Here is a 21971-nt window from a genome sequence, read left to right on the forward strand (position 1 = left end):
GGAGCTCGGCCGCTGTGCGGTCATGGGGATCCTGAACGTCACCCCCGACTCGTTCTCCGACGGCGGCCGCTACGTCGACCGGTCGCACGCCGTCGCACACGGCGTCGCGATGCGCGACGCCGGGGCCGACCTCGTCGACGTCGGCGGGGAGTCGACCCGGCCCGGGGCGCAGCGGATCGACGCCGCGACCGAGCGGGACCGCGTCCTGCCGGTCGTGCGCGAGCTCGTCGCCGCGGGCGTGCGGGTCAGCGTCGACACGACCCGGTCCGAGGTCGCGCAGGCCTGCGTCGAGGCCGGTGCGGCGATGGTCAACGACGTCTCCGGCGGCCTGGCCGACCCGCGGATGGCCGCGGTCGTCGCCGAGTCGAGGACGCCCTGGGTGATCATGCACTGGCGCGGGCACAGCGCCGGCATGCAGCAGCTCGCGGGCTACGAGGACGTGATCGGCGAGGTCCGGTCCGAGCTCGTCGCCCGGGTCGACCACGCCGTGATGGCCGGGGTCGACCCCGGCCGCATCGTGCTCGACCCCGGTCTCGGGTTCGCCAAGAACGCCGCGCACAACTGGGCGCTGCTGCGCCGGCTCGACGTGTTCGTCGACCTGGGCTTCCCGGTGCTGGTCGGGGCCTCGCGCAAGCGGTTCCTCGGCGAGCTCCTGGCCTCGGCCGAGGGCGAGCCGCGCACCCCGCCGGGCCGCGACATCGCGACCGCCGCGGTCAGCGCGCTCGCCGCCAACGCGGGCGCCTGGGGCGTGCGGGTGCACGACGTCGAGTCCACGATGGACGCCATCGCGGTCGCCGCCGCCTGCCGGCTCGGCGCCTCGCGCGCCCGCACCCCGCGGGAGACCGGGCGGTGAGCGACCGGATCGAGCTCCGGGGTCTGCGGGTCCGCGGGAACCACGGCGTGTTCGACCACGAGCGTCGCGACGGCCAGGAGTTCGTCGTCGACCTGGTGGTGCACGCCGACCTCGCGCCCGCCGCCGCCTCGGACGACCTGGCCGACACGCTGCACTACGGCGAGCTCGCCGAGCTGGCCGCGGGCATCGTCGGCGGTCCGGCCCGGGACCTCGTCGAGGCCGTCGCCGGGGAGATCGCGCAGGCCGTACTGGACCACGACGCCCGGGTCGCCGCCGTCGAGGTGACGCTGCACAAGCCGTCGGCGCCGATCCCCCTGACCTTCGACGACGTCGCGGTCGTCCTGACCCGGAGCCGGGCGTGACCCGCGCGGTCCTGTCCCTCGGCTCCAACCTGGGCGACCGGGCCGCGCACCTGCGCACGGTCGTCGCGGACCTGGGGACGGCCGTCGTGGCGGTGTCGCCGGTGTTCGAGACGGCGCCGTGGGGCGTGACCGACCAGCCGGACTTCCTCAACGCGGTGCTGGTCGCGGACGACCCGGGGCTCGATGCGTGGGGCTGGCTGCGCCGTGGGCAGGCACTCGAGGACGCCTCGGGCCGGGTCCGCGAGCAGCGGTGGGGGCCGCGCACCCTCGACGTCGACGTCGTCCAGGTGACCGACGACGGCGCCCCGGTCACCTCGGACGACCCGGAGCTGCTCCTGCCGCACCCGGGCACCCCCGACCGGGCCACCGTGCTGCTGCCCTGGCTGCTCGCCGAGCCCGGCGCGGTCCTGCACGGGCACGGGCCGGTCGCCGACCTGCTGGACCGGCTCGGCCCGGACGGCCGTGCCGGTGCGCACCGCCGCGACGACGTCGTCCTGCGGGACCCGGCATGACCGCGCCCGGACCGGGCGGACGGCGCCCCGGCCGCGGCCCGGACGGCGACCCGCGCCCGACCGTGCGCCCGACCCGGGTCCGCGACGTCGCCGCGATCGCCGTGGTCGCGGCCCTGCTCGGCAACATTCTCGTCCAGCTGACCTACGGGTCGCTGCCGACGCTGCCGGTCGCCGCGGCGGTCGTCGTCACGGTCCTCGCCGCCGCCGAGGCCGCGGGCGGGGTCGTGCTGCGGCGCCGGATCGAGCGGCGGAACGGGGCCGTCCCGGTACCGCCGCTCGTCGCGGCCCGGGCGGTGCTGCTCGCCAAGGCCTCCGCGGCCGGCGGCGCGGTGGTCGCCGGGCTGTGGGTGGGCGTGCTGATGCACACGCTGCCGCGGGCCGCGGTCGTGGTGGCCGCGTTCCGGGACAGCGTCGTCGCCGCGATCGGCGTGGTCAGCGCGCTGCTGCTGATCGGCGCCGCGTTCTGGCTGGAGTACTGCTGCCGTGCCCCCGACGACCCGGACGACACCGACGGTGGGATCCGCTCGACCTGAGGCGCGTCCCCCCGCGCGGGCGGGGCCGGTTCTCTACGCTGGACGGTCATGACGTCCCCGACGCTCGGCCGCCCGTACACACCGGTGCCGGCGCCGTCCGCCAAGCGACGGGGCGTGCTGCTGCCGGTCGTCGGCCTGGTGGTGCTGGCCCTGCTCGCGGTGATCACGATCGGGGTGCTGCAACGCGCGATCGGGACACCGGGGGTGATCGTCGGGACCCTGGCCGCGCTGCTGCCGGTCGTGCCGGTGGTGGCGGCGTTCCTCTGGGTGGACCGCTGGGAGCCCGAGCCGCCGCGGATGCTGATGGGCGCGTTCCTCTGGGGCGCCGGGTTCGCCGCGCTGGTCGCCCTGCTGATCAACACGAGTGCCTCGGCGGTGCTCGACGCGGCCGCCGGGCGCGGCGCGGGCGACCTGTTCGGCCCGGTCGTGGTCGCCCCGGTCGTCGAGGAGTTCACCAAGGGCCTGTTCCTGGTCGGGCTGCTGCTGTTCCGGCGCCGCGAGTTCGACGGGATCGTCGACGGCGTCGTCTACGCCGGGATCGTCGCCGCCGGGTTCGCCTTCAGCGAGAACATCCTCTACCTCGGCCGCGCGGTGTCCGAGCCGGAGTCGGCCGGCGTGCTCGCGACGCTGTTCGTCCGCGGCGTCGCCTCGCCGTTCGCGCACCCGCTGTTCACCTGCATGATCGGCATCGCCGCCGGGATCGCGGTGGCCAGCCGCAGCATCGGGGTGCGGGTGCTGGCGATGATCGCCGGCTACGTCGCCGCGGTGGTGCTGCACGCGCTGTGGAACGGCGCGTCGGTGCTGGCCGCGACGCCCGGCGGCTTCTTCCAGATCTACCTGTTCGTGATGGTCCCGATCTTCGTCGGGCTGATCCTGCTCGTGGTGTTCGCCCGTCGCCGCGAGGCGCGGATCGTCGCCGCGCAGCTGCCCGGCTTCGCCGCCGCGGGCTGGATCGCGCCGAGCGAGGTGACCCTGCTGGCCCGGCTGTCCCGGCGGAAGGGCTGGCGCACGCTGGTGCGGCGCCGCTCCGGCCCGGCGGCGGCGAAGGCCGTCGCCGAGTACCAGTCCGCGGTCACCGAGCTGGCGTTCATGCGGAACCGGATCGCGCGCGGCGCGGTGAAGGAGAGCGCCCACGCCCTGCACGACGAGAAGCTGGCCGCGGTGCTGCGGGCCCGCGCCGTCGCCGTCGGGGTGCCGGAGGCGCTGGTCGCGGCCTGGGCGCGGAAGCGTCCGTCGGACTGGGAGCCGCCGCCCCCGGCCGCGCCGGACGGCAGCTTCTCCGGCCAGTTCCGGATCCCGACCTTCCCCGACGGCGGCGGCGCGTCCGCCTCCGCGGGGCCCGCCGTGCCGCCGCTCCCGCCCGGCCCGGACACGCTCATGACCGCGGCGCCCTGGGGGCGCCCCGAGGGACCGCGGGTCGCTCCGTGGTCGGGTGCGCCGCGGACACCCGCCCCGTACACCCCGGGACCGCCCGGCGTCGCCCGTCCCGCCGGCCCGCGCGGTCCGGGGTCGGCCGATCCCGAGGCCCGCTCCGACGGCCCGGGCGTGCCCGGCCGTCCGCAGGAGCCGGCCCGACGTCCGGGCCAGCCGGGTGCCGGGCCCGGTCCGGTCCCCGGCGGCCGGGGAGCGGGCTCGCCGTCACCCGGACACCAGCCGCCCGGTTCCCCGGTGTCCGGTCCGGCACCGTCCGCCTCGCCGGCGCAGGGCCCCGCGGTCCCCGGCGCCGCCGGACCCGCCCCGGGGGGAGGCGACGAGCACCTCACCCGGGCCGTCCGCCGTCCGGAACCACCCGCCGCCGAGCCCCGCGGCCGCCACCACGACAACCCGTCCGACCCCGGCCCCACCCGCCCGATGCTCCGCCCCGACGACGACCCGGACCGTCCCGCCGCCCGTTGACCCGGGCCGGTCCGGGGCGCCGGGGACCGCCCGCCCGCCCCCACCCCGTTCCATGATCACCGGTTGTGGAGCGGAGCGTTCGCGAGGCGGGCGCTGATCTCCACAACCGTCGAACACCGGCGGGGCCGGGGGTGAGGCCGGTCTCAGGAGCACGCCCCGCCACCCGGCGCCCGTCTACCCTCGCGTCCGGCGCGCGGCCACCGGAGGTCGCGCCACCCGCGGATTGCCCGACCGGTACCCCACCAGGACCGGAACGGGAGGAAACGGATTCTCGTGATGGACTCTGCGATCGATGGCGGTCGCCCCGCGCGGCTCGCGGTCGGGGTGGTCTCGGCCGGTCGGGTCGGTGCGGTGCTGGGCGCCGCGCTCGCCCGCGCGGGCCACCACGTCGTCGCCGCCTCCGGGGTCTCGCAGGCCTCGGTGCGCCGGGCGGAGACCCTGCTGCCCGACGTCCCCCTGCTCCCGCCGGACGAGGTCTGCTCGCGCGCCGACCTGGTCCTGCTCGCCGTCCCCGACGACGTGCTGCCCGGCCTGGTCCGTGGCCTCGCCGCCGCCGGATGCTTCCGCCCGGGCCAGATCGCCGTCCACACGGCGGGGTCGCGCGGCGTCGCGGTGCTGGACCCGGCGACGGAGCGGGGTGTGCTGCCGCTGGCGCTGCACCCGGCGATGACGGTGACCGGCCGCCCCGAGGACGTCGACCGGCTCGCCGCCTGCTGCATCGGCGTCACCGCCCCCGGCGACCCGGAGCACGGCGACCCGCGCGACGCCGTCGGCTGGAGCGTCGCCGAGGCACTCGTGCTGGAGATGTCGGCCGAGCCCGTCCGCATCCCCGAGGCGATGCGCCCGCTCTACCACGCCGCGCTCGCCCACGGCGCCAACCACCTGACCACCCTGGTCGGGGACTGCGTGCAGCTGCTGGAGACCGCCGGCATCCGGCCCGCGGAGCGGCTCGTCGCGCCGCTGCTGTCGGCCGCGCTGGACAACGCGCTGCGCCACGGCGACCGCGCGCTGACCGGACCGGTCGCCCGCGGCGACGCCGGCACCGTCCGGACCCACCTGGAGCACATCGGCGACGCCGACGCCGACCTGGCCGCCGTATACCGGGCGCTGGCCGGGCGCACCGCCCACCGCGCCGCCGCCGCCGGGCTCCTCGGCCCCGACGGCGTCCGCGACATCGAGACCGCACTGGAGGAGAAGTGAGCACCCCCGGCTCCACCCGGAACGGCTACGGCACCGGCCGGCTGACTGTGCACGCCGACCCGGCGAAGCTCGCCGCGGTCACCCGCGCGCTGCGCGGTGCGGGCCGCAAGGTCGTCCTCATCCCCACGATGGGCGCCCTGCACGAGGGCCACCGCGAGCTGATCCGGCACGCGAAGCGGATCCCCGGCGCCGTCGTCCCGGTCGTGTCGATCTTCGTGAACCCGCTGCAGTTCGGCGCGGGCGAGGACCTGGACCGCTACCCGCGCCCGATCGAGGCCGACCTGGACGCCTGCCGCGACGAGGGCGTCGAGCTGGTGTTCACCCCGCAGGTCGAGCACATGTACCCGCCGGGCTCGCAGACCCGCGTCACCGCCGGGCCGCTCGGCGACGAGCTGGAGGGTGCCTCCCGGAAAGGCCACTTCGACGGCGTCCTGACCGTCGTGTCCAAGCTGTTCCACATCGTCGGCCCGGACGTCGCGCTGTTCGGCGAGAAGGACTACCAGCAGCTGACGCTGATCCGCCGGATGGTGCGCGACCTGGACTTCCCGACCCGGGTCGTGGGCGTCCCGACCGTCCGCGATGACGACGGCCTGGCCCTGTCCTCGCGCAACGTCTACCTCGACCCCGGGCAGCGCCGCGCCGCCGCCGTGCTGTCGCGCGCGCTCGCGGCCGGGGCCGCGGTGTCGGTCCGCGGGCACGACGCCGTGCTGGACGCCGCCCGCGCCGAGCTGTCGACCGAGCCGGAGATCGACGTCGACTACCTCGAGCTGCGCGACACCGACCTCGGACCGGCCCCCGCCCCGGGCGCCGGGGACGGCCGCCTGCTCGTCGCCGCCCGGGTCGGCGCCACCCGCCTGATCGACAACGCCCCCATCGCGTTCTGACCGCGTCCCGAGGAGAACCGCCGTGAACCGCACGATGATGAAGTCCAAGATCCACCGCGCCACCGTGACGCAGGCCGACCTGCACTACGTCGGCTCGGTCACCGTCGACGCCGACCTCATGGCGGCCGCCGACCTGCTCGAGGGCGAGCAGGTCAGCATCGTCGACATCACCAACGGTGCCCGCCTGGAGACCTACGTGATCACCGGCGAGCCCGGCTCCGGGGTGATCGGCATCAACGGCGCCGCCGCGCACCTGGTGCACCCCGGTGACCTGGTCATCCTGATCTCCTACGGCTCCTATGACGAGGCCGAGCTGCGCGGCTACAGCCCGCGGGTCGTCTTCGTCGACGCCGACAACCGGATCGCCGACCTGGGCGCCGACCCGGGACACGCCCCGGAGGGCTCGGGCCTGCTGACCAGCGCGGCCCGCTGAGGACGACACGGTGCTGCTCTGCATCGACGTCGGGAACACCCACGTCTCGCTGGGGCTCTACCCCGACACCGGGACGGGTGCGGAGGCGCTCGACCCGGAGCCGGAGCGGCGCTGGCGGCTGCGCACCGACACCAGCGCCACCGCCGACGAGCTGGACCTGACCGTCACCGGGATGCTCGGCGCGCACTTCCCCGAGGTCACCGCGGTCGCCGCGCTGTCCACGGTGCCCGGGCCGTCGCGGGAGCTGCGCACGCTCCTCTCGCGCTGGTCGGACCGGATGCGCACGCTCGTCGTCGGGCCGGGGGTGCGGACGGGCGTGCCGCTGCTGGTGGACCACCCGCGCGAGGTGGGCGCGGACCGGGTCGTGAACTCGCTCGCCGCGCACCACCTGTTCGGCACCACCTGCATCTGCGTCGACCTCGGGACCTGCACGAACATCGACGTGGTCACCGCGAAGGGCGAGTTCCTCGGCGGGGCCCTGGCCCCGGGCATCGACATCGCGATGCAGGCGCTGGCCGAGCGGGCGTCGTCGCTGCGGCCGGTGGACCTGGTCGAGCCGCGCTCGGTGATCGGCCGGACGACGGTCGAGGCCGTCCAGGCCGGGGTGCTCTACGGCGCCGCCGGGCAGGTCGACGGGCTGGTCCGCCGCATCCTCGCCGAGCTGGGCCCGGACGCGCTGCCGGTCACCGTGATCGTCACCGGCGGGCTCGCGGAGCTCGTCCACGGCCGTGCCGACACCGTCACCCACCACGTCCCGGACCTGACGCTGCACGGGCTGCGGCTGACCCACCTGCGCCACCACCGGCCCCGCTGACCGGTCCCGTGGACCGCGCCCGCCGGCCGGGCTCAGAGCCTGCGGGACCGCCGCACGATCGTGCGCATCGGCACGGTGAAGCGGCCGTCGGGGCCGGCGACCCGCCCGGTCAGGAACTCCCGGGCGGCGGCGAACACCGCGTCCCGGTCCTGCGGGGTGCTCAGCAGCGCCCAGGAGTGCGTGGCGATGTCGGCGAGGTGCTCGTCGACGGTGGTCGGGCGGCCCCAGGTGACGCGCTCCTCCCCGTCGTCGACGAACCAGGGGGAGCCCGGGTGCGGCGTCGCGCCGCCGCCACCGGCCGGGTCGCCGGGCACACGCCGCCCGCGCACGGTGAGCTCGCCGAACTCGCGGATCCAGGCGACGTCGTCGTCCCCGCCGTTCCACAGCCCGGCCAGCACGCCGCCGGGCCGCAGCACCCGCGCCATCTCCGGGGCGGCCCGGCCGAGGTCGAACCAGTGCAGCGCCTGGCCCACCAGCACGGCGTCGACGTGGCCGTCGGGCAGCGGGATGCCCTCCGCGGACCCGGTCCGGGCCTCGACGCCGGGGGAGCGCTCCCGCAGGACGGCGAGCATCGCCGGTTCCGGCTCCACCGCGACGACGTCGAGGCCGCGCGCGGTCAGGACGCGGGTCAGCTTGCCGGTCCCCGCTCCCAGGTCGAGCACGCGGGGCCGCTCCGCGGTCCCGGCCAGCGCCGCGTCGACGGCGGCATCGGGGTAGGCGGGGCGGTGGTCGTCGTAGGCGCGGGCGACGGCACCGAACGTGCGGCCGCGGTCCACCTCGTCGTCGGGCACCTCCGCACGGTAGGCCGGTGGCCGGCCACCGCGCGATGCCTCGCCGCGGAGGTGGGGGGGTGACGACGGGCGCTCCCGGGTACCGCCGATAGCCTGACCTGCCGTGAACACTCCCGGCACACCGTCCGACCCGGCGACCGAGGCCGACCTCCCCGAGCAGATGCGGGTGCGCCGGGCCAAGCGCGCGGAGCTGATCGCCGCGGGCACCGACCCGTACCCCGTCGAGGTCCCCCGCACGCACTCGCTGCGCCAGGTCCGCGACGCCCACCCGGACCTGCCCGCGGACACCGCGACGGGCGAGACCGTGGCCGTCGCCGGCCGGGTGATCTTCGTGCGGAACACCGGCAAGCTGTGCTTCGCGACGCTGCGCGAGGGCGACGGCACCGAGCTGCAGGCCATGCTCTCGCTCGACCGGGTCGGGGCCGAGGCGCTGGCCGGCTGGAAGTCCGTCGTCGACATGGGTGACTTCGTCGCGGTGCGCGGTGAGGTCATCACCTCGCGACGGGGCGAGCTCTCGGTGATGGTCGACGAGTGGTCGGTCGCCGCGAAGTCGGTCCGGCCGCTGCCGACCGCGCACAAGGAGCTCTCGGAGGAGAACCGGGTCCGGCAGCGCTACGTCGACCTCATCCTGCGCCCGCAGGCCCGCGAGACCGTGCGCGCGCGGTCCACCGTGCTGCGGACCGTCCGCGAGTCGCTCACCGGCCGCGACTTCATCGAGGTCGAGACGCCGATGCTGCAGAACCTGCACGGCGGTGCCACTGCGCGTCCGTTCGTGACGCACGCGAACGCACTCGACTCCGATCTGTATCTGCGGATCGCACCGGAGCTGTTCCTGAAGCGTTGCGTGGTCGGTGGTATCGAGCGCGTCTTCGAGCTGAACCGGGTGTTCCGGAACGAGGGCATCGACTCCACGCATTCCCCGGAGTTCGCGATGCTGGAGGCCTACCAGGCCTACGCGACCTACGACGACATGGCGGTCCTGACCCGGGAGCTGATCCAGTCCTCGGCGCAGGCGCTGTTCGGTTCCACCACGGTGCGCCACCACGACGGCACCGAGCACGATCTCGGTGGCGAGTGGCGATCGGTGACCATCTACGGATCGGTGTCCGAGGCCGTCGGGCGGGACGTGACGCCGGACACGGAACTGTCGGAACTGCAGCGGATCGCGCACGCCCACGACGTCGACATCACCGATTACCCGACGGCCGCACAGATCGTGCTCGAGTTGTTCGAGAAGCTGGTCGAGCACACCCTGCACGAGCCGACCTTCGTGCGCGACTTCCCGGTCGAGGTGCGGCCGCTGACCCGTGCGCACCGCGACGACCCGCGGCTGTCGGAGTCCTGGGACCTCATCGTCTTCGGCGTGGAGCTGGCCACGGCCTACTCCGAGCTGGTGGACCCGGTCGAGCAGCGGGAACGCCTGCACGCCCAGTCGCTCAAGGCCGCGGCGGGCGACCCGGAGGCCATGCAGCTCGACGAGGACTTCCTGCGCGCCATGGAGTACGGCATGCCGCCCACCGGTGGGATGGGAATGGGCATCGACCGTCTCCTGATGACGCTGACCGGCCTCGGAATCCGCGAGACGATCCTGTTCCCGCTGGTCCGCGGCGAGTCCTGAACCGGTTCCGAACGCACATCCGACGACGTCCCCGGCCGCGAAGAGCGACCGGGGGCGTCGTGTTTGGCGGACCCGTACGAGTGGTGTCGAACTCGGTTCGCCGTATTTCGCCGTACCCAGGTCGACGACACGAACATTTCTCGGATACTCTCGGATTCGAGTCGGAACCGGTACCCGGTGGCCTCATATTGCGTCCTGCTATTGCATCGCGCAGTCGCCGATGTCCGCCCCGGTCCCTCATCATGAACGTGTTCGGCCATTCAGGGAGGCTGCGGAGATGGCGCAGATCAAGGAAGTCCGGCTCGTCGACGATCTGACCGGTGACGCGGCGGACGAGACGATCGAGTTCGGTCTCGACGGACGCAACTACGAGATCGACCTGTCCGACGGGAATGCGAAGAAGCTGCGCGACGTGCTCGCCGACTACGTCGCGGCCGCCCGTCGCGCCGGTGGAGCGGCCCGCCGGCGCAGCAGCGGCTCGTCGGGCGGGGCGGCCCGCCGCCCGTCGGTCGACCGCGAGCAGAACCAGGCGATCCGCGAGTGGGCCCGCAACCGCGGGATGAAGGTCTCGGACCGCGGCCGCATCCCGGCCGAGGTGCTCGAGGCCTACCACCAGGAGAACTAAGGTCTGCCTTACCCGGCGGGGCGGGGGAGGGGTACCGTGGCGACGGCCCCTTCCCCTCTCGTCGTTGGGAGGCAGCCTGATGGCCCGCCCCGTCACCGATCTCCGGGTGCTCCGCACCGAACGCCTGAGCCCGCACATGGTGCGCGTCGTCGCCGGTGGCGACGGCCTGGCCGCGTTCCCCGTCACGGAGTACACCGACCGCTACGTCAAGATCCTCTTCCCGCTCCCCGGCGTCGGGTACCCCGAGCCGCTGGACATGGACCGGGTGCACGCCGAGCTGCCGCGCGACCGGTGGCCCGCCCAGCGGACCTACACCGTCCGCTCGCTCGACCACGCCGCAGGCGAGCTCGTCATCGACTTCGTCCACCACGGCGACACCGGCCTCGCCGGCCCGTGGGCGGCCGCCGCCCGCCCGGGCGACCGGCTGCGGATGCTCGGCCCGGGCGGCGCCTACGCACCGGACCCGGACGCCGACTGGCACCTGCTCGTCGGCGACGAGGCCGCGTTGCCCGCGATCTGCGCCGCGCTCGAGCGGATCCCGGCCGGGCGGCCGGTCGTCGCCGTCTTGCAGGTGGACGGTCCCGGCGACGAGATCGACGTGCCGACGGGCCCCGGGGTGGACGTGCGGTGGCTGTACCGCACCGACGCCGGGGGCGACCCGGACTCGGAGCAGCTGCCCGCCGTCGTCGCGGGTCTGGAGTTCCTCCCCGGGCGCGTGCACGCCTTCGTGCACGGTGAGGCGATCGCCGTGCGCGAACTCCGCAGGCATCTCACCCGCGAGCGCGGCGTCGCCAAGGACGACCTGTCGATCTCCGGGTACTGGCGCCGCGGGCGCGACGAGGAGGGGTTCCGGCAGTTCAAGGCGGCCGAGCGGGAGCGCGAGGAGGCCGCTGCCGCGACCGGCTGACGTCCGTCGGGAACACGGCAGGTGTCACCCGTGTTACTGCGGGCACGTACCCCGGTGCACGTCAGGTGGAGGCGCCGGGGCCCCTTCGACCGATACAGTGATATGTGGTCTCCCGCGAGGGTGGCCTGGCGCGGTGTCACGCGAGGGCGCAGTGTCGGTTCGGGCGAGCCCGGACCGTACGGAGATGCTGGTCGCGCCGTCAGTGAGGCGCAGCAGGCAAGGAGTGCGAATTGTTCGAGAGGTTCACCGACCGAGCGCGACGTGTTGTCGTCCTGGCCCAGGAAGAGGCCCGGATGCTCAACCACAACTACATCGGGACCGAGCACATCCTCCTTGGCCTGATCCACGAGGGAGAGGGCGTCGCCGCGAAGGCGCTCGAGTCCCTCGGTATCGCTCTGGAGGGCGTGCGACAGCAGGTCGAGGAGATCATCGGCCAGGGGCAGCAGGCCCCGTCCGGGCACATCCCCTTCACCCCCCGGGCGAAGAAGGTGCTGGAGCTGTCGCTGCGCGAGGCGCTGCAGCTCGGCCACAACTACATCGGGACCGAGCACATCCTGCTCGGCCTCATCCGCGAGGGCGAGGGCGTCGCGGCCCAGGTGCTGGTCAAGCTGGGCGCCGACCTCAACCGTGTCCGTCAGCAGGTGCTCCAGCTGCTGTCCGGCTACCAGGGCAAGGAGCCGCAGGAGAGCGGCACCGGTGGCCGTGGCGAGGGCACGCCGTCCTCGTCGCTGGTGCTGGACCAGTTCGGTCGCAACCTCACCCAGCAGGCCCGTGAGGGCAAGCTGGACCCGGTCATCGGCCGGGAGAAGGAGATCGAGCGGATCATGCAGGTCCTCTCGCGGAGGACCAAGAACAATCCGGTGCTGATCGGCGAGGCCGGCGTCGGCAAGACCGCCGCCGTCGAGGGCCTCGGCCAGGCGATCGTCAAGGGCGAGGTCCCGGAGACGCTGAAGGACAAGCAGCTCTACACCCTCGACCTGGGCTCGCTGGTCGCCGGTTCCCGCTACCGCGGTGACTTCGAGGAGCGCCTCAAGAAGGTGCTCAAGGAGATCCGCACCCGCGGCGACATCATCCTGTTCATCGACGAGATCCACACCCTGGTGGGTGCGGGTGCCGCCGAGGGCGCGATCGACGCCGCCTCGATCCTCAAGCCGATGCTGGCCCGCGGCGAGCTGCAGACCATCGGTGCGACGACGCTCGACGAGTACCGCAAGTACGTCGAGAAGGACCCCGCGCTGGAGCGCCGCTTCCAGCCGATCCAGGTGTCCGAGCCGTCGGTCGAGCACACGATCGAGATCCTTCGTGGTCTGCGTGACCGGTACGAGGCGCACCACCGCGTCACGATCACCGACGACGCACTGGCCTCGGCCGCGACGCTGGCCGACCGCTACATCAACGACCGCTTCCTGCCGGACAAGGCGATCGACCTGATCGACGAGGCCGGCGCCCGGATGCGCATCCGCCGGATGACGGCTCCGCCGGACCTGCGGGAGTTCGACGAGAAGATCGCGAACGTCCGCCGGGACAAGGAGTCGGCGATCGACGCGCAGGACTTCGAGCGGGCCGCGCACCTGCGCGACCAGGAGAAGACCCTGCTCGGCGAGAAGGCCGAGCGCGAAAAGCAGTGGAAGTCGGGCGACCTCGACGTCGTCGCGGAGGTCGACGGCGAGCAGATCGCCGAGGTGCTGGGCAACTGGACCGGCATCCCGGTGTTCAAGCTGACCGAGGAGGAGACGACCCGTCTGCTCAAGATGGAGGACGAGGTCCACAAGCGGATCATCGGCCAGGAGGACGCGGTCCGCTCCGTCTCGCAGGCGATCCGTCGTACCCGCGCCGGTCTGAAGGACCCGAAGCGCCCGTCCGGCTCGTTCATCTTCGCCGGCCCGTCCGGTGTCGGTAAGACCGAGCTGTCCAAGGCGCTCGCGAACTTCCTGTTCGGCGAGGACGACGCCCTCATCCAGATCGACATGGGTGAGTTCCACGACCGCTACACCGCCTCGCGGCTGTTCGGTGCCCCTCCCGGGTACGTCGGCTACGAGGAGGGCGGCCAGCTCACCGAGAAGGTGCGGCGCAAGCCGTTCTCGGTGGTGCTGTTCGACGAGATCGAGAAGGCGCACCAGGAGATCTACAACACGCTCCTGCAGGTGCTCGAGGACGGCCGTCTCACCGACGGCCAGGGCCGCACGGTCGACTTCAAGAACACCGTGCTGATCTTCACCTCGAACCTGGGTACCCAGGACATCTCGAAGGCCGTGGGACTGGGCTTCTCCTCCGGTGGCGACGAGAAGTCGAACTACGAGCGGATGAAGACGAAGGTCAACGACGAGCTGAAGAAGCACTTCAGGCCGGAGTTCCTCAACCGCATCGACGACATCATCGTCTTCCACCAGCTCAACCAGGAACAGATCATCCAGATGGTCGACCTGATGATCGGGCGGGTGGAGAAGCAGCTGGCGAACAAGGACATGGGCATCGAGCTCACCGACAACGCCAAGAAGCTGCTGGCCCACCGCGGGTTCGACCCGGTCCTGGGCGCCCGGCCGCTGCGCCGGACGATCCAGCGGGAGATCGAGGACCAGCTGTCGGAGAAGATCCTGTTCGGCGAGATCGAGGCCGGGCAGATCGTCATCGTCGACGTCGAGGGCCTCGACACCTCCGCGGAGGAGGGCTCCAACGCCTGGTCGGACAAGGCCAAGTTCACCTTCCGTGGTGAGCGCAAGCCGTCCGAGCCGGTGCCGGACTCCCCGCCCACCGCGCTGGCCGGCGAGGAGTGAGACAGACCCACGCATGACGACGGCGGGCCGTCCCGGGAACTTCCGGGGCGGCCCGCCGTCGTCGGTCCGGAGCCCGGTTCCGGCCCCGGCCCGGTGGCCCCCAGGGGAACCTTCGAGGCGTAGAGCGCTACGAAGGTTCCCCTGGGAGCGGGCCGGGGGCGTGGTCGGGCAGCGCGACGACCAGGTCGGCCCGATGCCGGGACGCCTCGACGAGGCGGGCGTTGGGCTCGTCGGTGCGCTCGACCCACACCCGGGCCGCCTCCAGGGTCTTGCCGAAGCGCACGTGCCGCGCGACCAGGCGCTCCAGCCGGAGCGCCTCGTCGGTCTCGTGGAACCACACGGCGTCGAACCCGGCCCGCACCGCCCGCCAGCGGGGCGTGCCGAGGAGCAGGTAGTTGCCCTCGCTGACCACGAGCCGGCACTCCGGGTGCACCGGGACCGACCCGGCGACGGGCTGCTCGATCTCCCGGTCGAACGCCGGGGCGTACACCGGGCCCGCGCCGTCGTCGGGGGTGAGCCGCAGCCGGGCGAGCAGCGCGGCGTAGCCGTCGGCGTCGAAGGTGTCCGGGGCGCCCTTGCGATGACGGCGGCCCAGCCGGTCCAGCTCGACGTCGGCGAGATGGAAGCCGTCCATCGGGACGTGGACGACCCAGCCGGGGCCGAGCCCGTCCGGGGGCGTGGCGGCGAGCGTCCGGACCAGGGCCAGCGCGACGGTCGTCTTCCCCGCCCCGGGGGCGCCCGCGATGCCGAGCACCGCCCGTCGCCGCCCGGCGGCGAGCGCCCGCGCGCGCTCCACCAGCTCGTCGAAGCGGTCGGTCCGTGCCGGGGTGTCCACGAGCGTCATTCTCGCCCGCCTGCGGCTAGGTTCTGCGCATGAGCTCGGTGCGCCCGGTCCCCGAGACCCGGCTGATGACCGGCGAGGAGCTCTCCGCCGACGACGTCGCCCACACGCTGCGCCGCTACGGCCTCGGGCACCTGCTGTCCGCGGGCTTCCTGCGCTTCCGCTACGGCGACGGCTTCTCCCACGCCCGCGCGTTCGGCCTGCAGCTGGCGCTCGCCGCCGTCCCGCTGATCATCGCCGGGGTCGGGCTGTCCGCCGCGGCGGGCGCCGAGGGCGCCTCGGAGGTCGTCGCCCGCACGGTGCTGGCGCTGTCCCCCGGGACCAGCGACGAGCTGGTCGCCGACGCCGTCCGCGGTGCCGGAACGGGGGAGGCCGACCCGGACGACCCCGGTGAGCCCGCCGAGCGGGACGACACCCCCACCGGGGAACGCGGTGAGCTGGTCCTCACGCTCGGCCTGCTCACCGCGTTCGCCGCGGCGACCTCGGCGTTCGCACAGCTGGAGCGGGGCGCGAACCGGATCTACGGCACCGAGCGGGACCGGCCCGCGCTCGCCAAGTACGCGCGGGCCGCGGCGCTCACCGCCACCGCGGGCGTCGCGATGGCGGCCGGGCTGCTGCTGATCGTGGCGGGGGAGCCGTTCGGGGACGCGGTGCGCGAGGTGTACCGGTGGGGTGCGGTCGCCGAGACGGTGTGGGACGTCGTGCGCTGGCCGGTCGGGCTGGCGCTGCTCGTCGTCGCGGTGACGGTGCTGCTGCGGTTCGCGCCGCGCCGTCGCCAGCCGGGGCTGTCCTGGCTGGGGGCCGGGGCCGCGGTCACGGTGCTGCTGTGGCTGGTCGCGTCCGGGCTGCTGGGTCTCTACGTCGCCGTCGCGGACACCTTCGGTGAGACCTACGGTCCGTTGACGGCGGTGATGGCCCTGCTGATCTGGGCGAACATCACCGGGGTCGCGTTGCTGGCCGGGGTGGCGCTGTCCGCGCAGCTGGAGGCGGTGCGGGCCGGTGAGGAGGACCCGCGGCTGCCCGACTCCGACGACGACGGCATCCCCGACCACACCGACCCGGACTGAGCGCTCAGCCGAGCTCGTCGCGCCGCGGGTCCGACGACGGCAGCAGCACCCGCAGCCGGTGGCGCAGCTCCTCGTCGTCGGTGCCGTCGCCCCGGCCGGACCGGACCAGGGTCCACAGCGCGTCCGGGTCGTCGGCCCGCAGCAGCGCCGACCGGACGGCGACGGCGAGCTGCTCACGGGCTCGGCGGACCTCCGGTGCGTCCGAGGTCGGCAGCAGCGGCCCGCGGGCGGCCTCGGCCGCGGCGTCGCGGATCCGGCCCTCCCGCAGCGCCGCGCGCAGCCGCAGGAAGTCCGCGTCGACGTCGGCGACGAGCCGGTAGGGCTGGGTCCGCACCGTGTCCTCACCGACGGCGCGGCGCAGCCGGTGCATCTCGGCGCGCACGGTGATGGCGCGGCCGCCGTCGCCGTAGAGGGCGGCGGCGAGCTGGTCGGCGGTCAGCCCCTCCGGGTGCAGCGCCAGCAGCGCGAGGACCTCGGCGTGCCGCAGGCCCAGGCGCACCGGGCGCCCGTCCCGGCGGGCGACGACGGGGGTACGCGCCCCGAGCAGCGGCAGCGTCAGGGCCGTCCGGACGGGTCCGCCCGTGGGCAGCCGCAGCAGCCAGCCCTCGCCCAGTGGCTCCAGCACGCCCGCGACGGGCCCGCCGCCCAGCGGCACCCCGCCGACCGCGACGCCGTCGACGACGACCCGGTCCCCGCCGTCGGGCAGGGTGATCCGCTCAGGGAACTCGCTGCCCGGCGACGCGGCCAGCACCCGCCCGTGCGCGGACAACAGCGCGCCCGGGGTGCCGCCGAGCCGGGTCAGGTGCGGCCAGTACTCCTCGCGCAGTCGTCGGTCGTGGGTCTCGGCGATGGCCAGCAGCCGGTGCTCGGCCAGCCGCGCGGCCGCGGTGACCAGCGCCAGGGTCGTCGGGTGAAAGCTCTCCTCCGGCCCGGTGACGTCGACGGTGCCCACCACCCGTCCGGTCGCCGGGTCGTGCACCGGGGCGGCCGCGCAGGTCCACGGGTGGTAGGCGCTGACCAGGTGCTCGGCGGAGTGGATACGGACCGGCGCGGCGCCGGCCAGCGCGGTGCCCATCGCGTTGGTCCCGACGGCGTCCTCGCTCCACCGGGTGCCCTCCACCAGGTCGACCCGCTCGGCCCGGGTCAGCACCGCGCGGGCGCCCTCGCGCCAGAGGATCCGCCCCTGCCCGTCGGTCACGATCATCATGTGCCGCGCCTGTTCGGCGGCGTCGGTGAGCGTGTCGCGCAGCACCGGCAGCACGGACGCGAGGGGATGCGCCGCCCGCCGGTCGGTGAGCTCGGCGCGGTCGTAGTCGTGCGGGGGACGGGAGCGTTCCGGGTCGACCGCTGCGGCCAGCGAGCGGGCCCAGGAGGCGCGGACCTCGGGCCGGACCCCGGCGCCGCGCGCACCGGGGGAGCCGCCGAGCACGGCGTCGCGCGCCCGCTCGTACACCCGGCGATCCGCGTGCTGCGCTGCCACGTCCTCACCTTACGGTCAGCTTTGCCTAACCTGAATCGAATCCGCGTCGTCGGTACTCACCGGAGGGTCAGGTTCCGCATCTGCGTGCAACTTCCGTGCAACCCCCACTTTCCTAGTGTCGGTGGTCACGCGCAACGTGCGTTCCGCACCGCGCCCTCGGTTCGACGAAGCACCTCAGGGAAGGACCATTCATGGCCGTCTACGCCAACCCCGGTCAGCCGGGCAGCGTCGTCTCCTTCAAGCCGCGCTACGAGCACTTCATCGGCGGCGAGTACGTCGCTCCGGTGAAGGGCCAGTACTTCGAGAACCCGACCCCGATCACCGGTGAGAACTTCACCGAGGTCGCCCGGGGTACCGCGGAGGACGTCGAGAAGGCGCTCGACGCCGCGCACGCCGCCGCCCCGGCGTGGGGGAAGACCTCCGCCGGTGAGCGCGCGAACATCCTGAACAAGATCGCCGACCGGGTCGAGGCCAACCTCGAGCTGATCGCCATCGCCGAGTCCTGGGACAACGGCAAGGCCTGCCGCGAGACCCTCGCCGCCGACATCCCGCTCGCCGTCGACCACCTGCGCTACTTCGCCGGTGCGATCCGGGCGCAGGAGGGCACGTCGTCGGAGATCGACGCCGACACCATCGCCTACCACTTCCACGAGCCGCTGGGCGTCGTCGGCCAGATCATCCCGTGGAACTTCCCGATCCTGATGGCGATCTGGAAGCTGGCCCCGGCCCTGGCCGCCGGCAACGCGATCGTCCTCAAGCCGGCCGAGCAGACCCCGGTCTCGATCCACGTGCTGCTCGAGCTGGTCGCCGACCTGCTCCCGCCGGGCGTGCTGAACGTCGTCAACGGCTTCGGCGTCGAGGCCGGCAAGCCGCTGGCGTCGAACAAGCGCATCCGCAAGATCGCCTTCACCGGTGAGACCACCACCGGCCGGCTGATCATGCAGTACGCCTCGGAGAACCTGATCCCGGTCACCCTGGAGCTGGGCGGCAAGAGCCCGAACATCTTCTTCGACGACGTCGCCTCGCAGCAGGACGCCTTCTACGACAAGGCGCTCGAGGGCTTCGCGATGTTCGCCCTCAACCAGGGCGAGGTCTGCACCTGCCCGTCGCGCGCGCTCATCCAGGGCGGCATCTACGACGAGTTCATCGAGCAGGCCGTCAAGCGCGTCGAGCAGATCAAGCAGGGCAACCCGCTCGACACCGACGTCATGATGGGTGCGCAGGCCTCGAACGACCAGTTCGAGAAGATCCTCTCCTACATCGACATCGGCCGGCAGGAGGGCGCCAAGGTCCTCGCGGGTGGCGAGAAGGCCGAGCTGGGCGGCGACCTCGCGGGCGGCTACTACATCAAGCCGACCGTGTTCGAGGGCAACAACCAGATGCGGATCTTCCAGGAGGAGATCTTCGGTCCGGTCGTGTCGGTCGCGCGCTTCAGCGACTACGACGACGCCATGAAGATCGCCAACGACACGCTCTACGGTCTCGGCGCCGGCGTGTGGAGCCGCGACGCGAACACCGCCTACCGCGCGGGCCGCGAGATCCAGGCCGGCCGGGTGTGGGTGAACAACTACCACGCCTACCCGGCGCACGCGGCCTTCGGTGGCTACAAGCAGTCCGGTATCGGGCGCGAGAACCACAAGATGATGCTGGACCACTACCAGCAGACGAAGAACATCCTGCAGAGCTACTCGCCGAACGCGCTGGGCTTCTTCTGATGGGTGAGCCGGACGTCGGCGCCACCCCGACCGAGCGGGTGACGCTGACGCCGGCCGCCGCCGATCTGCTCGTGAAACTCACCGACCTGCACGGCCCGCTGATGTTCCACCAGTCCGGTGGGTGCTGCGACGGCAGCGCCCCCATGTGCTACCCGGACGGGGACTTCCGGACGGGCGGGTCGGACGTCCACCTCGGCGACCTGGTCGTCGAGGGTGTGGACCGGCCGATCGGATTCTGGATGTCGGCGTCGCAGTACGAGTACTGGAAGCACACGCATCTCACGGTCGATGTCGTCAAGGGACGCGGCAGCGGGTTCTCGGTCGAGGCGCCGGAGGGCGTCCGGTTCCTGATCCGCTCGCGGCTGTTCACCGACGACGAGTACCGGGCGATGCAGGACTGACCACCCCCTCCACGGCCCGGGACGACCGTCCCGGGCCGTGGTCGTCCCCGCCCGAGGAGCACCGATGACGCACACCCTGCGCGGACTGATGGGCCTGCCGGCGGAACCGGCCCCGCTGTCCCGATCCGCACTCATCATGATCGACCTGCAGAACACCTACACCGAGGGCGTGATGCGGCTGGAGAACGTCGAGCCGGCCCTCGGGGAGGCGGCCGAGCTGCTCGACCGCGCCCGCTCCGCCGGGTCCCGGATCATCCACATCCGGCACGACGCCGGCGAGGGGAGCCCGTACGACGTCACCGCGCCGATCGGCGCCATCCACGACTCGGTCGCCCCGCGCGACGGCGAGGCCGTGGTGACCAAGAACTTCCCCAGCGCGTTCGTCCACACCGGGCTGGCGGAGCTGCTGGAGGGCTACCAGGACCTGGTGCTCGCCGGGTTCATGACGCACATGTGCGTGAACTCCACCGCGCGCAGCGCGTTCTCCGGCGGCTACGTGCCGACCGTCGTCGCGGCGGCCACGGCCACCCGGGCCCTGCCCGGCGTGCACGGCACCGTCCCGGCGTCCGAGGTCCACGACGCGGCGCTGGCCGGGCTCGCCGACCTGCCCGCGATCGTCGTCCCGGACCAGAAGGCCGTCCCCTCCTGAGCCCTGCCCCCGCCCCGCGGCACGCAGGTGCGCGGGGCGGGTGGGTCAGAGGGCGGCGTCGATCGCGGCGAGCGTCGCGGCCGCGGGGGCCGCGATGCCGACGCCGCGGCCGTGGCGCACCTGCGGCTCGCGGACGTTGATCCGCACCAGCGCGCCGGTCGCGGCCGAGGCGAGCTCCGAGCGCCGACGCACCGTGGGCAGCGCACCGCCCGCCCCCAGCTCGACGACGACCACACCGGTCCGGTGCGCCGCCAGCCAGTCCACGTGCCGCTGCAGCGCCGTCGCGGCGTGCGTGTCGTCCCAGCCGCCGTCGCCGAACATCAGGATCGCCGGACGGGCGATGCCGCCGCAGCCCGGGCAGCGGGGCAGCTCGCCGACGGCACGCATGGTGGCCTCGTCGACCGGCACCTCGACGCCGTCGGCGGGCCACACGCCGTGACCGCAGAGCCGCAGGCACTGCAGGTGGTGGATGGAGCCGTGCACCTCGGCGACGTCGTCCGGGGCGAAGCCGGCCCGCTGGAACTGGCCGTCGACGTTCGAGGTGAACACGTTCGAGGGCACCCGGCCGGCCCAGCGGCGCAGCACCGCGAACCCCGGGTGCGGCACGGTGTCCCGGTAGAGGTGCAGGCGGTGGCCGTAGAAGCCCCAGGCCAGCGCCGGGTCGTCGGCGAAGTGCGCGGGATCGGCCAGCTCCTCGAAGCGCAGGCCGAGGCGGGCGTAGGGCGGGTAGGCCCGCCAGAAGCCCTCGCCGCCGCGGAAGTCCGGCAGCCCGGAGTCGACGCCCATCCCGGCACCCGCGGTGACTAGCAGGGCGTCCGCGTCGCGGACCAGGCGGGCCGCCGCGGCGATCTCGTCGGAGAAGGCCGCAGCGACCTCGCGGGCGTCGATCAGGACCCCGCCGCGATCTGCTGCAGGTCGACGACCTCGAACTCCAGCAGTGACGCGCCCTTGGCGACCGGCTGCGGCGAGCGCTGACCGGCGTGCGCCTCGGCGGCCGGGCCCGCGCGCCACGCCTGGAAGTCGGCCTCGGTCTCCCAGCGGGTCACGACGAAGTACCGGTCGTCGCCGGAGACGGGGCGCAGCAGCTCGAACCCGAGGAAGCCGGGCTGCCCGTCGACGGCGTGCAGGCGGTTCGCGAACCGCTTCTCCAGCTCGGGGCCCGCGTTCTCCGGGACCTCGATCGCGTTGATCTTCACAATGGCCATGTCCGCCACGTTATCCCCGCCCGGCCTCGTCGACGCGCATGTGCCACGCGTCACCGACCAGCTCGGCCAGCCGGTCGTCGTCCACCTGGTCCAGGCGGAGGAGCACCAGGGGCCACGGCGCGTGCCCGGCGTCGGTGAAGAACAGGTCGGGCTCGCCGAGCAGCAGGGCCTGTTTCTCCGCCTCGTCGCCGACGTACAGCACGGCGACGTCGGTCCTGATCACCTGTCGTCTCCCGGGCACCCGCTCCGGCCAGGACCACACGAAGCCCTTGCCGCGCACCCGGAAGTCGAACCCCTCACTCGGGTTCTCGACGACGCCGTCGAGGGCGAGCGCGATCCGCCGCACGTCCTGTTCGTCCGCCACGGGGCGAGCCTAGGGTCGGGGCGCACCACAGGGGACGGGCCGCCGCC

23 protein-coding genes are annotated in these 21971 nt (G+C 73.8%); 17 read left to right on the plus strand and 6 right to left on the minus strand.

Features of this window, described 5'->3' with window-relative positions:
* The first annotated feature begins 22 nt into the window (after nucleotides 1-22).
* The 9 genes from folP (at nucleotide 23) to AC0GKK_RS17445 (ending at nucleotide 7487) form a co-directional block, all read left to right on the plus strand.
* Entirely contained in the window at nucleotides 23-853 is an 831-nt protein-coding gene (gene folP / locus AC0GKK_RS17405; protein ID WP_208826391.1) for a dihydropteroate synthase, read from the plus strand.
* A complete protein-coding gene (gene folB, locus AC0GKK_RS17410; protein ID WP_178375735.1) occupies nucleotides 850-1215 on the plus strand; it encodes a dihydroneopterin aldolase in 366 nt (121 codons plus the stop codon). The genes folP and folB overlap by 4 nt, the downstream gene beginning before the upstream one ends.
* Nucleotides 1212-1727: a 2-amino-4-hydroxy-6-hydroxymethyldihydropteridine diphosphokinase gene (gene folK, locus AC0GKK_RS17415; RefSeq protein ID WP_489882112.1), complete on the plus strand. Its 516-nt coding sequence runs from the start codon at nucleotides 1212-1214 to the stop codon at nucleotides 1725-1727. The genes folB and folK overlap by 4 nt, the downstream gene beginning before the upstream one ends.
* Nucleotides 1724-2260, plus strand: a complete 537-nt coding sequence (locus AC0GKK_RS17420; RefSeq protein ID WP_489882113.1) for a DUF3180 domain-containing protein — start codon at nucleotides 1724-1726, stop codon at nucleotides 2258-2260. The genes folK and AC0GKK_RS17420 overlap by 4 nt, the downstream gene beginning before the upstream one ends.
* 48 nt (nucleotides 2261-2308) lie before the next feature.
* Nucleotides 2309-4156, plus strand: a complete 1848-nt coding sequence (locus AC0GKK_RS17425; protein WP_357437065.1) for a PrsW family glutamic-type intramembrane protease — start codon at nucleotides 2309-2311, stop codon at nucleotides 4154-4156.
* Between the two features lie 276 nt (nucleotides 4157-4432).
* Nucleotides 4433-5356: a Rossmann-like and DUF2520 domain-containing protein gene (locus AC0GKK_RS17430; protein ID WP_251783589.1), complete on the plus strand. Its 924-nt coding sequence runs from the start codon at nucleotides 4433-4435 to the stop codon at nucleotides 5354-5356.
* Nucleotides 5353-6240 (plus strand): pantoate--beta-alanine ligase, encoded by an 888-nt coding sequence (gene panC / locus AC0GKK_RS17435; RefSeq protein ID WP_489882114.1) that lies wholly within the window; start codon nucleotides 5353-5355, stop codon nucleotides 6238-6240. The genes AC0GKK_RS17430 and panC overlap by 4 nt, the downstream gene beginning before the upstream one ends.
* A gap of 22 nt (nucleotides 6241-6262) precedes the next feature.
* Complete coding sequence (gene panD / locus AC0GKK_RS17440; RefSeq protein ID WP_208826235.1) at nucleotides 6263-6673, plus strand: aspartate 1-decarboxylase; 411 nt, start codon at nucleotides 6263-6265, stop codon at nucleotides 6671-6673.
* 10 nt (nucleotides 6674-6683) lie between these two features.
* Nucleotides 6684-7487, plus strand: a complete 804-nt coding sequence (locus AC0GKK_RS17445; RefSeq protein WP_062398459.1) for a type III pantothenate kinase — start codon at nucleotides 6684-6686, stop codon at nucleotides 7485-7487.
* Nucleotides 7488-7519: 32 nt separating this feature from the next.
* Here the strand turns inward: AC0GKK_RS17445 and AC0GKK_RS17450 are convergent, their stop codons facing one another.
* On the minus strand, nucleotides 7520-8278 hold the full coding sequence (locus AC0GKK_RS17450) for a class I SAM-dependent methyltransferase (protein ID WP_489882115.1): 759 nt from the start codon (nucleotides 8276-8278) through the stop codon (nucleotides 7520-7522).
* Nucleotides 8279-8438: 160 nt separating this feature from the next.
* Between AC0GKK_RS17450 and lysS the strand changes: the two genes are divergently transcribed.
* The 4 genes from lysS to AC0GKK_RS17470 all read left to right on the plus strand — a co-directional run bounded on the left by lysS (nucleotide 8439) and on the right by AC0GKK_RS17470 (nucleotide 14202).
* Nucleotides 8439-9896, plus strand: coding sequence for a lysine--tRNA ligase (lysS, locus tag AC0GKK_RS17455; protein ID WP_073576925.1), 1458 nt, complete (start codon nucleotides 8439-8441; stop codon nucleotides 9894-9896).
* Between the two features lie 277 nt (nucleotides 9897-10173).
* Complete coding sequence (locus AC0GKK_RS17460; protein ID WP_073576759.1) at nucleotides 10174-10521, plus strand: histone-like nucleoid-structuring protein Lsr2; 348 nt, start codon at nucleotides 10174-10176, stop codon at nucleotides 10519-10521.
* 79 nt (nucleotides 10522-10600) lie between these two features.
* A complete protein-coding gene (locus AC0GKK_RS17465; protein WP_489882116.1) occupies nucleotides 10601-11428 on the plus strand; it encodes a siderophore-interacting protein in 828 nt (275 codons plus the stop codon).
* A gap of 230 nt (nucleotides 11429-11658) precedes the next feature.
* Nucleotides 11659-14202, plus strand: a complete 2544-nt coding sequence (locus AC0GKK_RS17470) for an ATP-dependent Clp protease ATP-binding subunit (protein WP_062398450.1) — start codon at nucleotides 11659-11661, stop codon at nucleotides 14200-14202.
* Nucleotides 14203-14329: 127 nt separating this feature from the next.
* Here the strand turns inward: AC0GKK_RS17470 and AC0GKK_RS17475 are convergent, their stop codons facing one another.
* Nucleotides 14330-15046, minus strand: coding sequence for a nucleoside/nucleotide kinase family protein (locus AC0GKK_RS17475; RefSeq protein WP_350590457.1), 717 nt, complete (start codon nucleotides 15044-15046; stop codon nucleotides 14330-14332).
* Nucleotides 15047-15075: 29 nt separating this feature from the next.
* Here AC0GKK_RS17475 and AC0GKK_RS17480 point away from each other — a divergent pair, with 29 nt between their 5' ends.
* Complete coding sequence (locus AC0GKK_RS17480; protein WP_489882117.1) at nucleotides 15076-16110, plus strand: YihY/virulence factor BrkB family protein; 1035 nt, start codon at nucleotides 15076-15078, stop codon at nucleotides 16108-16110.
* Nucleotides 16111-16114: 4 nt separating this feature from the next.
* Here AC0GKK_RS17480 and AC0GKK_RS17485 read toward each other — a convergent pair whose 3' ends face one another.
* On the minus strand, nucleotides 16115-17590 hold the full coding sequence (locus tag AC0GKK_RS17485; protein WP_489882118.1) for a helix-turn-helix domain-containing protein: 1476 nt from the start codon (nucleotides 17588-17590) through the stop codon (nucleotides 16115-16117).
* A 191-nt stretch (nucleotides 17591-17781) separates the two neighbouring features.
* On the opposite strand from AC0GKK_RS17485, the gene exaC reads away from it, so the two are divergent.
* The 3 genes from exaC to AC0GKK_RS17500 all read left to right on the plus strand — a co-directional run bounded on the left by exaC (nucleotide 17782) and on the right by AC0GKK_RS17500 (nucleotide 20355).
* A complete protein-coding gene (gene exaC / locus AC0GKK_RS17490; RefSeq protein ID WP_062398441.1) occupies nucleotides 17782-19305 on the plus strand; it encodes an acetaldehyde dehydrogenase ExaC in 1524 nt (507 codons plus the stop codon).
* A complete protein-coding gene (locus tag AC0GKK_RS17495; RefSeq protein WP_489882119.1) occupies nucleotides 19305-19706 on the plus strand; it encodes a DUF779 domain-containing protein in 402 nt (133 codons plus the stop codon). The genes exaC and AC0GKK_RS17495 overlap by 1 nt, the downstream gene beginning before the upstream one ends.
* A 64-nt stretch (nucleotides 19707-19770) precedes the next feature.
* Nucleotides 19771-20355 (plus strand): cysteine hydrolase family protein, encoded by a 585-nt coding sequence (locus AC0GKK_RS17500; RefSeq protein WP_179761641.1) that lies wholly within the window; start codon nucleotides 19771-19773, stop codon nucleotides 20353-20355.
* 45 nt (nucleotides 20356-20400) lie between these two features.
* Here AC0GKK_RS17500 and AC0GKK_RS17505 read toward each other — a convergent pair whose 3' ends face one another.
* The 3 genes from AC0GKK_RS17505 to AC0GKK_RS17515 all read right to left on the minus strand — a co-directional run bounded on the left by AC0GKK_RS17505 (nucleotide 20401) and on the right by AC0GKK_RS17515 (nucleotide 21924).
* Nucleotides 20401-21141 (minus strand): SIR2 family NAD-dependent protein deacylase, encoded by a 741-nt coding sequence (locus AC0GKK_RS17505; protein ID WP_357545084.1) that lies wholly within the window; start codon nucleotides 21139-21141, stop codon nucleotides 20401-20403.
* A gap of 101 nt (nucleotides 21142-21242) precedes the next feature.
* Entirely contained in the window at nucleotides 21243-21560 is a 318-nt protein-coding gene (locus AC0GKK_RS17510) for an antibiotic biosynthesis monooxygenase family protein (protein ID WP_379674622.1), read from the minus strand.
* A 10-nt stretch (nucleotides 21561-21570) separates the two neighbouring features.
* Complete coding sequence (locus AC0GKK_RS17515) at nucleotides 21571-21924, minus strand: MmcQ/YjbR family DNA-binding protein (RefSeq protein WP_489882120.1); 354 nt, start codon at nucleotides 21922-21924, stop codon at nucleotides 21571-21573.
* Nucleotides 21925-21971 lie beyond the last annotated feature (47 nt).

The organism is Pseudonocardia sp. P-1 (genome assembly GCF_058111925.1).